Below are 12364 nucleotides of genomic sequence, written 5' to 3' on the forward strand. Positions count from 1 at the left end.
TTTTTTATGACAGTATTTCCATATAAAGAAATAATAGAAACAATAAAAAAATACGATACGATTATTGTTCATCGACACATGAATCCAGACCCTGATGCTCTAGGTTCGCAAGGTGGTCTTGTTGAACTATTAAAAAGTAGTTTTCCAGAAAAGAAAATTAGTAAAGCTGGAGGACCTGTCGGAGATTTGGACTTTTTAACAACGATGGATGAAGTCAAAGATGAAGACTACAAACAAGCATTGGTTATTGTAACAGATACTGCTAACACACCAAGAATTAGCGATGAGAGGTACCAACTAGGTTCAAAGCTGATTAAAATAGATCATCATCCTAACGATGACAAATATGGCGATATACAACTAGTTAATATACATGCTAGCAGCTGTAGCGAAATAATAGCTGATTTTTATTTAGAAAATCAAGAAGACTTAATCTTATCTAAAGAGGCAGCACGATTATTGTATGCAGGTATTGTTGGAGATACAGGGCGTTTTTTATACCCTTCAACAACGTCTCATACAATGAATATAGTAGCTAAACTTATGGAATACGGATTTGTTCCTAGTGAAATTAACAATCAGATGAACAGTATTTCGCCTAAAGTTGCTAAACTAACGGGTTATATTCTTCAAAATCTAACAATTTCTAAAGTTGGTGTGGCAAAAGTAATATTAACTCAAGATATCTTAAAGCAATTTGAATTAACAGACACAGAAACAGCTTCAATTGTATCTATTCCTGGAACAATTGAGGGTGTTCTAACCTGGGGTATTTTTGTTGAACAACCAGAAGGACATTATAGGTGTCGTTTGAGATCAAAAGGGCCAATCATCAACGAAGTTGCAAAGCGACATTATGGTGGAGGTCATCCTTTAGCAAGTGGGGCGAATGCAAAGGATACAAAAGATATTGATCAAATTGTAAAGGAACTAACAGAACTCGCTGAAGAATGGTTAAATAAATAAAAAAGTATCCATCTTTTGAGCTGTAAATCAAAGAAATCACACAAACTAATTTTTAAAAAAAATAAAAACCGTGGAACCCATAAAGAGGTTTCGCGGTTTTTAGCACTTGTAGAACTAAAAATAGGAATTGATTTACGTTAAGTACACAGTAGTTGATTAAGATTGTTTCATATTTGTATTCGTAGTATTAGTTGAATTTTTAACAATATCAATTGTTTCAATCGTACTATTGCCAGATTTAATGACAGTAAATGTATAACCACCTTCTACAAGAGATTCTCCCTCGTTAATGTCGTACTTTTGATTCAACATCCATCCACCTAATGTGTCGACGTTTTCTTCTTCAATAGACAAACCAAAAAGTTCATTGATTTCATCAACGAGCATTCTTGCGCTAACACGATAATGATTATCACCGACTTTTTTGATCTCAGGTTCTTCAACACTTTCGTAATCATCGCTGATGTCTCCTACTATTTCTTCTACGATATCTTCCATGGAAAGCATCCCACTTGTTCCACCGTATTCATCGACTAAAATAGCGATTTGATTGCGTTCTTTTTGCATCTTCACCAATAGTTCTTTAATAGGGACTGTTTCGATTACACGAATGATTGGTCGGATATAAAGAGAAAAATCAAAAGTATCAGGTGTATTGTCTTCAACAGCATTAACATAAGCAGCAAAGATTTCTTTTGTATTTAATATTCCGATAACGATATCTTTATCGCCATCTTGGATAACTGGGTAGCGGGTATATCGTTTCACACTAACCAATTTACCAATCTCTTTTAAAGACATCTCACTAGAGACAGTAATCATTTCGGTTCTAGGAACCATTATTTCACGACTCATGCGGTCATCAAAAGCAAAAACATTTTCAACAAATTGATATTCGTCTCTATTTATTTCGCCACTTTTTAGACTCTCACCCATAATAATTCGAAGTTCTTCTTCAGAAACCCCTTCACCAAATTCATTTTTGCTAGGGACTCCAATAGCTTGAGAAATTTTATTTGCTAATCTATTTAAAACAAAAACGATAGGATACATCAGTTTAAACCAAAATTGTAAAGGTCTAGCAATGATTAAACCAATTTTTTCAGTATTGTTTATGGCTATATTTTTTGGAACAAGTTCGCCAATAATGACTTGAAGAAAAGTCAAAACAGTAAAGGAAAGAACAATCGATGCTACTTTTGAAATAGAAGCTGGTAATTGGAAGTTTGAAAATAGACTATCAAACAAACGACCAAAAGTCGGGCTACCTAACCAACCAATAGCTAAAGAAGTTACGGTGACTCCTAACTGAGTAGCAGATAAGTAGGTATCTAGCTTTTGAGTCATATTTTTGAGTAGCTGAGCTTTCTGATTCCCGTCTTCAATAAGAAAATCTAATCTTGAAGGACGGATACGGACTAATATAAATTCTGACATTACGAATAAAGCGGCAATTAATAAAATAAGAAAGAATAAAATCATACCAGTAGTTGTTGACAAATGGATGCTTACGTTACACTAACGCAAGCTTCACCTCCTTGTTAAGTTGTCATTCATATTAAACCAAATTTATACAGTACAGGGTAAGGACTAGAGGAAGTCTCTTAGGATGAAAAAAGTATGAATTAAATAAGAATGATGAATAAGTTATAGTCTAAATGTGATTTTTTTAAATGGTTAACTATTTTTTTCTTCCAGATTTTTTCGCCTCACTTTAATTTAATAACTTCATCTAGATAAGTGGTTTTGATTGTTTATTAGATATAGGCTAATTGTCTAAAAAGTCTTACACGTTTACTTTACCTTAATATGGTAAAATGTTAAAGTAAAAAACATATTTATAGTCTGTTTAACATAAAAAAAGGTAAAAGTGAGTTAAAATGGGTTATCTCCTACTTAAGATGGATTTCAACTATGGTAATAATTGATATACTTTAAGCCTATAGAGCTTTTTTAAAATGGATGAGTAAAAATAATAAATAGTAAAATAAGGGATGTTTAAAAATGAATAGTAAAATTTTTTTCAAGAAAATAGTATTTTATTTAACAGTATTATGGCAAAAAGTAAAACCTTATTTAACTAGATTTAAAATAAGATTCAAACGAGTTTGGAAAAAAACTCATGCAACTAAAATGATGATTCTTGCTTTTTTATTAGTTTCTTTATTCAGTAGCGGGTATTTATTGTATTTAGCAAAAAACTCCAATGTTTCAAGGTTGAAAGCGGGTCTGGAGCAAACAACGACAGTCTATGATAGTGATGATGATGAAGCTGGAACACTTTATTCTCATAAAGGCTCTTTCATTGCTTTAGACACTATTTCACCTTCGATTCAAGCAACAGTGATTTCAACTGAAGACAAACGTTTTTATGATCACACTGGTTTCGATATTATTGGAATTGCTCGTTCAGCAGTAGGGTTTGTACTAAATGGTGGGAAAATAAGTGGAGGAGGAAGTACGATTAGCCAACAACTAGCTAAAAACGCTTATTTGACTTTAGATCAAACGTTGATAAGGAAATTAAAAGAACTATTTTTAGCGATTGAAATCGAAAAGTATTATACAAAAAGTGAAATATTAGAAATGTACTTAAACAATGCTTATTTTGGTAATGGTGTATGGGGGGTAGAAGACGCTTCACATAAATACTTTGGTAAAAATGCTAGTGATGTTTCTTTGACAGAAGCGGCAACAATAGCGGGAATGTTAAAGGCACCAACTACTTATAATCCACGAGATAATATAGAGAAATCTATCTCAAGACGCAATATTGTATTAGATTTATTAGTAAAAAATGAAGGTGTTTCAAAAGAAATAGGCGAAGCAGCCAAAAATGAATCGCTACAATTAATGGATGATTATCAACAAACCAGAGGTTACCAGTATCCTTATTATTTTGATGCTGTCATAGAAGAAGCGATTACTAAATATGGTCTAAAAGAAGAAGAATTATTAAATAAGGGGTATAAAATATATACCTCATTAGATCAAAATTACCAATCGAGAATGGATCAGACGTACGAAAATGATTGGCTGTTTTCAGACGCTTCAGATGGAACGTTAGTACAAAGTGGTTCCGTTGCGATGGATCCAAAAACAGGTGGTGTATATGCTATCGTAGGCGGAAGAGGCGAACATACTTTTAGGGGATTCAATCGAGCAACTCAAATTAAGCGTCAACCAGGATCGATTATGAAACCACTAGCTGTTTATACACCAGCTTTAGAATCAGGCTATGCTATTGATTCTATTTTAAAAGATGAAAAAATAGCTTACGGATCAGATAAGTATACACCAGAAAATTATGATTTTAATTATTCTGGGGAAGTACCTATGTACCAGGCTTTAGCTCAAAGTTTAAATGCCCCAGCAGTTTGGCTCTTAGACCAAATTGGATTGGAAAAAGGAATAAAGAAAGTTGAAAAATTTGGAATACCTGTTCAAGAAAAAGACAAGTATCTTGGTTTAGCACTTGGCGGTACAACAGGTGGCGTGTCACCATTTCAGATGGCTAGTGCTTATACTGCGTTTTCGAATGCAGGGTTGAGAAGTGAAGGGTTTTTTATCACTAAAATCGTAGATGCAACAGGAGCCATCATTATCGATAATACAGAACATAAAACTAAAAAAGTAACTTCACCAGAAATAGCAGAAAAAATGACTAGTATGCTTATGGGCGTGTTTACGAGTGGAACAGCCAGCAGTAATGCTCCCGAGGGCTATGAAATAGCAGGGAAAACAGGAAGTACAGAAGTATCATTTAATCATTCTGGTGGGACAACAGATCAGTGGACAGTAGGCTATACTCCAGATATAGTTGTAGCGACATGGATTGGGTTTGATCAGACGGATGAAAATCACTATATGGGGACTGGAAGTTCAACAGGAGTGGGCCCTTTATTTAAAGTACAAATGCAAAATATATTACCAAAAACACCTCAAACAGCTTTCGGTACAAAAAGTGCAGAAGTCATTATCGATCTACAAGAAGAAAATAGTACTGCCCAATGGGGAGAGGATTTTCAACAAAGTGTTACTCAATGGGGCGAACAATTTAAAGAAGGCTTAGACCAACTAAGAGATAAAACAAATTCTTTGATTGAACGCTTTAAAAACCGCTGATAAATTGTTAATAATAAAGGAGAATATTGGAAAAAGATACTGAGTAATGGTATAGTATAACGGTCAAGAAAAAAATACTGGGAGAGTGATTTAGATTATGAACAATATCTACGATACAGCTAACCAACTTGAGCAAGAATTAAGAGAAACAGAAGCTTATTCAGATTTGAAATCAGCGTTCTCAACTGTAAAAGAAAATCCTGAAGCAAATGAAGTATTTCAGCAGTTTCAAGAAATACAAATGAGACTTCAACAAAAACAAATGTCTGGTGAAGAAATTTCTGAAGAAGAAGTTCAAGAAGCACAAGAAATGGCATTAAAGTCAGGTGAAAATAATTTGATTAAAGAATTGATGGAAGCTGAACAAAAGTTGAGCACATTAATTGATGACTTAAATCGCATTATTATGAAACCAGTACAAGACATTTATCAAGGTTAATTTTAAAAAAGAGTTCACTAAGTCAGTTTAAGTAGTGAACTCTTTTTTTGTTCAACTATTGGAACGTATGTGCCCGTAAAAATAATTAGTAAGTGAGAAAGGAGAGATTAGAGTGGTTCAATTTATTCATGGTGCTGATTTGCACCTAGACAGTCCTTTTATAGGACTAAAATCAATGCCTGAATTTGTTTGGCAAGCTATTTATCGTTCGACATTTGAAGCGTTGTCACAATTAGTAGATATAGCTATCGAAAAAAAAGTTGATTTTGTCTGCCTTGTTGGTGATATTTATGACAGCGATGATCGCAGTGTCAAAGCGCAAGCTTTTTTCAGAAATGAAATGGAGCGATTAAATGAAAAAAAAATTACGGTTTATCTTTCACATGGTAACCACGATTACATAGGAAATCAGGGATTACACTTAGCGATGCCAGAAAATGTTATTATTTTTGGAGAAATCCCTGAAACACACTGGTTAACAACCAAACAAAATGAAAAAATTGCTGTAACAGGATTTAGTTACACGAAACGTTGGATAACAGAAAGAAAAATTGTAGATTACCCTAAAAAATACGGTGAAGCTGATTATCAAATTGGAATGCTTCATGGTTTTTCAGAGGGGTTAGAATCAGAACATGGTAAATATGCTCCTTTCACTCTGAGAGAGTTAAAGAACAAGCAATACGATTACTGGGCTTTAGGCCATATTCATAAACGACAACAGTTAGCTACTCATCCATTAATTATTTATCCAGGCAATACTCAAGGAAGAAATAGCAAAGAAACTGGACCGAAAGGGTGCGAGCTCGTTACGTTAACAGACACAAACGAGCAAAATGAGTTTTTCCCAACAGCAACCATTTATTGGGAGACAATAGAAATATCAATTAAGGGGTTAGTAAATTTAGAGGATGTGTATACCTCTATTCAACAAGCACTGTTAGATAAGCAAAATAGAGACTATAATTTATTCGTTTCAATTAATTTAAAAGATTCAGAAGCTTTGTTAGATGGTGTTAGAAAAAAAATTAGTCAAGGGGAGCTACTAGAAGCACTGCAACAGATTGATCAAGAAGATAATTTTATTTGGATTTATCGGATTGAATTAGTAGCTGAAAAAAGAGAAAACGAACAGTATAGTCAGTTATTTCCAGAAGAATGGCAAAAAGCACTAATAGAACTGGAAGAAGAAAGTTATTTTAATGAGGTAACCAACTCTTTTTTTGATTATACTGAGCTATCAGATTTACTTGATTCAAGAGATTCCTTGTATAGAAAGAATATTATTGAGCGTGCAAAAAATCAGGTTAAATCTTTGTTGACGGTTGAAGGAAGTGACGAAAGTGAAAATTAAATCAATAGAAATTTATGGATTTGGTAAATGGGTTGATAAAAAAATTGTGAATTTGGAACAAATCCAACTATTTTACGGAGAGAATGAAGCGGGTAAAACAACGTTGATGGCTTTTATTCATAGTATTCTTTTTGGTTTCCCAACAAAGCAAAGTTCAGATTTGCGTTATGAGCCTAAAATAAGCAGCAAATACGGTGGGAAATTAGTCATTGAAGACGATAGATATGGAGAAGTCAGTATCGAGCGAGTAAGAGGGAAGTCGAACGGGAAAGTGACAGTAGTACTGCCAAATGGACAAACAGGTTCAGATAATTTACTAGAAAAATTAGTCTATGGTATGGATAAAACCACTTACCAAGCTTTGTTTTCATTTGATCTTTTTGGACTACAAAAAATTCAACGAATGAATAAAGCTAAATTAAATCGTTATTTTTTAAGTGTGGGCAGCTTAGGTAACGAGCAACTTTTAAAATTAGCCGATAAATTTCAATTAGAAGCAGGAAAATTATATAAGCAAACTGGACGAGTTCCTGATATAAATAAAAAGATTAGCGAAGTACAAAATAAGAGACAACAACTTCGAATAGCTAAAGGTAAAAATGATCAATACACACAAATATATTTTGAAAAAGAAAATTACGAACGAGAAGCAAAAGAGATAAGAGAAACTCGAACTAAGAATGAAGCTCATTTAGAGCAATTAAGTCGTCTAGCTGCTAATTGGAGTTATTTTTCAGAAATTGTTGCTATCCAAGAGGATATCAGAAAGAGTCCCATCAAAAATATGCCACAAGATAGTTTATTTCAATTAAATCATTTAAATCAATCAATCGATCAGTATAAAACAAAAATAATGCAAGAAAAAGAGCGTTCTAAACAAGCGATGGAAAAAAGTCATTTAACAAAATCGCAGGCGTTATTCATTGAACAAAAAGAGGAGATTCAAAGAATCCTTTCAACAATTGATAGCATGAAAGCTATTTTACAAGAAAAGGATTTTCTTGAGCGAGAAGTGAAAAAAGAAATGGAACAAATTTTGCGCAATAAACTTCAATTGCATTTAACGATTGGGCAACAAATTCCTACAGCTCAAACAGCAGAACAAAAAAAGGATTATCAAAAACTTTATCAGTCTATTTTAGTTGTAGAACATGCATTACAAGAAGCAATTGAAAAAAAGACTTTTTTAGCTTACCAAGAGAACTCTTTATCAGCACAAATTGATAAGATAGAACCTGATATATGGACTAACCATTTATTTCAAGAAGTAAAAAGAAAATACGAGCAATCTGGGAACCCAAGACATGACTCAGATCAATCTCGATTGACTAAAGAAAAATCTTTTGACATAAAAGTGAATCAATCCAAAGCGAGTTTAATCGGCGTTTTAGGAGCTTCATTAACTATTTTCGGCTTTATAAGTACTAGCCAGTTTGGGTTCTTTCTAGTTTTATCCGGTATTATAACGATGGGATTAGCTGGTCTTTTTTACTTTAAAAAGAAACCTGTAAAAACCGCACATGAAGATAAAGCAACAGAAACTTATGCAGACTATATCAAGCAAATTGAGTTACGTAAGCAATGGAGAACTCAGTTAGCTGAAATTGATCAGGTAATTATAGAATCTAAAGAAAGTCTAGAAACGATAGAAAAAAATACAAACGAAAAAAAAGAGTTAATAAATGAGTTAAGCCATATTATAACAGAGAGTGGTTACCCAGAAAATACGACAATAGAAAGTCTCGTTCATAAAGAAGATCCTTTTGGCTCATTACGTGAAAGAGTCCGAGCTGTTGAAGAAAAAGAAGAACTATTAGATCAATTATCCAAACAATTACTGCAATGGAAAAAACAGACGCAATTTTTAGAACCAATTCTCACACTAGATTGGGAACATTATCCTTCGGTTATTGAAGGAATAACTAAATTTTATCAAGAGTCTTTATCTGATGAACAAAAGTTTCTGACCATACAAAAAGAAGAAGAATCAAGGCAAAAAGAAATGAAAAAAATAGTCTACGAGCAAAGAAATTTTGAGCAACAAAGAATGACACTTTTTCAATCTGTTGAAGTAAAAAATGAAGAAGATTTTCGTAAAAAGTTTATTTTATTTGATGAGTGGAAAAGAAAAAAAGCACGCCTAAAACTACTGGAACAACAAGTTTCAGAGGATATTAACTTGCTAGAACAATTCCGTGATAAAGAAGACTTGGTAGAGCAAATGTATAAAGTGAAAAAATCAATTGAATTGCATAAGGTTAGTGAAGAAACACTAATGAACAAAAGAATAAAAAATGAATTAGCTTTAAAAGAATTAGAAAAAGGTGGAGAGTATTCTGTCTTATTACAAGAATATGCTAACCTCAAAAGTGAGTTACAAGAACTAGTTGATATGTGGAGTACACATAAAGTTGCTGCTGAATTAATTGAGCGTGCAATGACTCATGCTCGTAAAAATCGTTTTCCTGAAACGCTTCAAGATACTACAAAATATTTTGAATTATTGACTAAAGGTCAGTACAAACAAGTTTTAATAAAAGAGGAAAAAATTGAAGTTCAAAGAAGAGATGGCTCTGTTTTTGATGTTTTAGAGCTTTCTCAATCTACAGCGGAACAATTATATGTAGCATTGAGATTTGCTTTTGTTAAAAATGCAACAGATAGTGTAAAGTTGCCTATAATGATTGATGATGGATTTGTAAATTTCGATCATTCGCGAAGAATGCAAATGATAGAGTTAATTAAACAAATTAGTGAAACGACTCAAATTTTTTATTTCACATTTGACCAACAATATTTGACAAAATTTAGAAAAGACCAGATAGAGATGTTATAATAAAACTAGTTACTATAGAGCGGGGGAGTATGATGGAGAAAAAATTATATGACTACAGTGTAGACGAAAGCTTTGAATTATACTTATTAATTAAATCTGCAGATATACGCGTAGCAAAAAATGGTAAGAAGTTTATTGCGTTCACGTTTCAAGATACAAGTGGGCAAATGGATGGGAAATTTTGGGATGCATCAGAAGATGAGATAGCTTCATTAATTCCAGGTAAAGTAGTAAATATTTCTGGGAAAAGGGAATTATATCAGGGCAATCCTCAAATAAAATTATTTAAAATAAGAACAGTAAAAACGGGAGAGCCAACGAGTCCAGAATTATTTATTGAGCGGGCACCTTTAAAAAAAGAAGATATGATGGAAGAGTTAAATGAAACTCTTTTTGAAATCACTAATGCAAACATGAATAGAATTGTTCGCTATTTACTAAATCATTACCAAAAAGATTTCTTCCAATATCCAGCAGCAAAAAGATTCCATCATGCTTTTGTTGGGGGCTTAGCCTTCCACACGATTTCAATGTTAAGGATAGGAAAGACAATCGCTAATCAATACGAGGAAATTAATAAGCCTTTGTTGTACTCAGGGATTATTTTACATGATCTTGGGAAAGTTATCGAACTTTCAGGACCTATTTCAACAGAATACACATTAGAAGGGAATTTATTAGGTCATATTGTCATTGTTGATGAGTTGATTACTAAAGCTTGTCTTTCTTTAAAAATAGATGATAAGAGTGAAGACGTCCTGTTGTTGAAACATATGGTTTTATCTCATCATGGTAAATTAGATTATGGATCGCCTGTAAGGCCTAAATTAAGAGAATCAGAAATTTTATTTATGATAGATAATTTAGATGCGACAGTGACGATGCTGAATAGTAGTCTAAATAGAACAGAACCAGGCGAATTCACTGAACGAATTTTCGGATTAGATAATCGTGTTTTTTATAAACCACTAAGTCAAGACAATGAGAAAAATATAGAAGATTAGGCCTTAATACTGTAGTTTATGTAGCTGTAGTTTATGTAAATGTACTTAATAAAAAAGACACTATTTTCTGATTGAAAAAGAAAATAGTGCCTTTTTTATTATTAACTCAGTTATTTTTGCTAATTGAGGGTTATTTAGCAGTTTCAGAATCAGTTGAAGACTCTACTTTTTCTGAACTTTTAGTAGACGTTTCAGGTTTCTTTAGGTAGGTATCCATTGCAGTAGAAAGGTCCTCATCGTTTATATTAATATTAGCGTCTTGTATAATTTTAGAAAGGATAGATTGAACAGTTGCACTGTCAGCTAATTTTTCTTGTAATAATTGTTTTTCGATAGTCTTACGTTCTTCTTTTAACGACCCTTTTTCTGATTTTTCAGTTAATTTAATAATGTGGTATCCAAATTCAGATTTTACAGGTGTAGGCGTAATTTTTCCTTCTTCCAATTTATTAGCTGCTTCTTCAAACTCTGGAGCTACTTCTCCTGTTGAGAAAGTTAACTCTCCACCTTTTTCAGCAGTATTTGTATCTGTAGAATTTTCTTTTGCGAGAGTAGCAAAATCAGCACCATCGTTTAATTCAGTAATTAATTCTTTTGCTTTTGCTTCATCGGCCACAAGAATGTGAGCAACGGTCACTGGAGGTGTATAAGCATCATAAGCAGCTGTTACTTCTTCATCAGTAAACTTAGAGTTTTTCTTTACAGCTTCTTCAATTAGTAAATTTAAACGAATCGTGTCTTTGTATGAAACATCTGTAAATCCTGAAGAAGCTAGAACATTTTTAAATACATCAGCTCCACCATAAGATTCTTCTTGTTTCTTATATTCGGCATTTACTTTCTTGTCCGTAATTGTTTCGCCATATTTTTCTGTTAAGACATCTTTAATCAATAATTGTTGTAGAGTAGTATCTCCAACAGTTGATTTCATTGCTTCATAAAGTTCATCTTGTGAAATTTTACCAGCAGTAGAAGAAGCTACGGTATTGTTTGTACAACCTGCAATAGTTAAACTAGCTAAAATAGTTGCAGTGGTTAAAATAATTTTATTCATTATAAATAGACACATCCATTTCTTTTAATTTACAAACTTAACATTTCCAGTCACAAGTAATAATATACCACATTCACTTAAATAAAAAAAACAAAATTAGATAAAGCGAAGTAAAGTCTAGTAAAAATCATAAAAAGAACACAACTTAAGAAGATAAAAACAAAAAAGCAGCTAAAAATAATCAGCACAATTTCCATTGTGTCTTATTTTCAACTACTTTTTGTATCGATTATTCTGTTGGAGAGATTTGTTTATCTAGTTCAGTTATATCTTTAGAAAGTTTTTCAGTTTGTTCTTGAATCCTTCTCATCCGTGGTTCAGTTTGGTTTGTAAACTCTTCAATCGATACTGTTACTTCTTGTGTAAATTCGTTTGTTAACGTTTTACCCTCATTTGAAAGTGTTGAAATAGCACCTTTTAAGTCGTTCAGACTTTTAGTTACATCATCTACTAAAAGAGTGGTATCATCTAGATAATCTAGTAAAAATTCGCGATTCTCTTCACCTGATCTTGGAGTCTTTAATAATGTGTAGATACCTCCAGCTAAAGAGCCAAAAATAAGACCTTTCAAAAAGTTGTTTGCCAT

General features: G+C 32.7%; 9 protein-coding genes. 6 read left to right on the forward strand and 3 right to left on the reverse strand.

What is annotated here, in order from left to right:
• The first annotated feature begins 6 nt into the window (after positions 1–6).
• Positions 7–966, forward strand: a complete 960-nt coding sequence (locus ACMHYH_RS03095) for a DHH family phosphoesterase (RefSeq protein WP_414839910.1) — start codon at positions 7–9, stop codon at positions 964–966.
• A 156-nt stretch (positions 967–1122) separates the two neighbouring features.
• On the opposite strand, the gene ACMHYH_RS03100 is transcribed toward ACMHYH_RS03095, so the two are convergent.
• Positions 1123–2448 carry a hemolysin family protein gene (locus ACMHYH_RS03100; protein ID WP_414840332.1) on the reverse strand — a complete coding sequence of 442 codons (1326 nt, stop codon included), beginning with the start codon at positions 2446–2448 and terminating at the stop codon, positions 1123–1125.
• A gap of 522 nt (positions 2449–2970) precedes the next feature.
• On the opposite strand from ACMHYH_RS03100, the gene ACMHYH_RS03105 reads away from it, so the two are divergent.
• From ACMHYH_RS03105 to ACMHYH_RS03125, 5 genes are all read left to right on the forward strand, one after another.
• Positions 2971–5091, forward strand: coding sequence for a PBP1A family penicillin-binding protein (locus ACMHYH_RS03105; protein WP_414839911.1), 2121 nt, complete (start codon positions 2971–2973; stop codon positions 5089–5091).
• Positions 5092–5188: 97 nt separating this feature from the next.
• Positions 5189–5530 (forward strand): YlbF family regulator, encoded by a 342-nt coding sequence (locus ACMHYH_RS03110; RefSeq protein ID WP_414839912.1) that lies wholly within the window; start codon positions 5189–5191, stop codon positions 5528–5530.
• Between the two features lie 112 nt (positions 5531–5642).
• Positions 5643–6884, forward strand: a complete 1242-nt coding sequence (locus ACMHYH_RS03115) for a metallophosphoesterase family protein (protein ID WP_414839913.1) — start codon at positions 5643–5645, stop codon at positions 6882–6884.
• A complete protein-coding gene (locus tag ACMHYH_RS03120) occupies positions 6874–9720 on the forward strand; it encodes an AAA family ATPase (protein ID WP_414839914.1) in 2847 nt (948 codons plus the stop codon). The genes ACMHYH_RS03115 and ACMHYH_RS03120 overlap by 11 nt, the downstream gene beginning before the upstream one ends.
• 32 nt (positions 9721–9752) lie before the next feature.
• Positions 9753–10724, forward strand: coding sequence for a 3'-5' exoribonuclease YhaM family protein (locus tag ACMHYH_RS03125; RefSeq protein WP_414839915.1), 972 nt, complete (start codon positions 9753–9755; stop codon positions 10722–10724).
• Positions 10725–10854: 130 nt separating this feature from the next.
• Here ACMHYH_RS03125 and ACMHYH_RS03130 read toward each other — a convergent pair whose 3' ends face one another.
• Together ACMHYH_RS03130 and ACMHYH_RS03135 are read right to left on the reverse strand one after the other, a co-directional pair.
• Entirely contained in the window at positions 10855–11778 is a 924-nt protein-coding gene (locus ACMHYH_RS03130) for a peptidylprolyl isomerase (protein WP_414839916.1), read from the reverse strand.
• A 229-nt stretch (positions 11779–12007) separates the two neighbouring features.
• Positions 12008–12364 (reverse strand): YtxH domain-containing protein, encoded by a 357-nt coding sequence (locus ACMHYH_RS03135; protein WP_414839917.1) that lies wholly within the window; start codon positions 12362–12364, stop codon positions 12008–12010.

Source organism: Carnobacterium sp. TMP28, assembly GCF_047553015.1.
Taxonomy (GTDB): Bacteria; Bacillota; Bacilli; order Lactobacillales; family Carnobacteriaceae; genus Carnobacterium_A.

Excerpts from the sequence above, each read along its gene's own strand:
- ACMHYH_RS03095 (WP_414839910.1), top strand. The coding sequence starts at position 7 with ATGACAGTATTTCCATATAAAGAAATAATAGAAACAATAAAAAAATAC.
- ACMHYH_RS03130 (WP_414839916.1), bottom strand. The coding sequence starts at position 11,778 with ATGAATAAAATTATTTTAACCACTGCAACTATTTTAGCTAGTTTAACT.
- ACMHYH_RS03105 (WP_414839911.1), top strand. The coding sequence starts at position 2,971 with ATGAATAGTAAAATTTTTTTCAAGAAAATAGTATTTTATTTAACAGTA.
- ACMHYH_RS03100 (WP_414840332.1), bottom strand. The coding sequence starts at position 2,448 with ATGATTTTATTCTTTCTTATTTTATTAATTGCCGCTTTATTCGTAATG.
- ACMHYH_RS03125 (WP_414839915.1), top strand. The coding sequence starts at position 9,753 with ATGGAGAAAAAATTATATGACTACAGTGTAGACGAAAGCTTTGAATTA.
- ACMHYH_RS03110 (WP_414839912.1), top strand. The coding sequence starts at position 5,189 with ATGAACAATATCTACGATACAGCTAACCAACTTGAGCAAGAATTAAGA.
- ACMHYH_RS03135 (WP_414839917.1), bottom strand. The coding sequence starts at position 12,364 with ATGGCAAACAACTTTTTGAAAGGTCTTATTTTTGGCTCTTTAGCTGGA.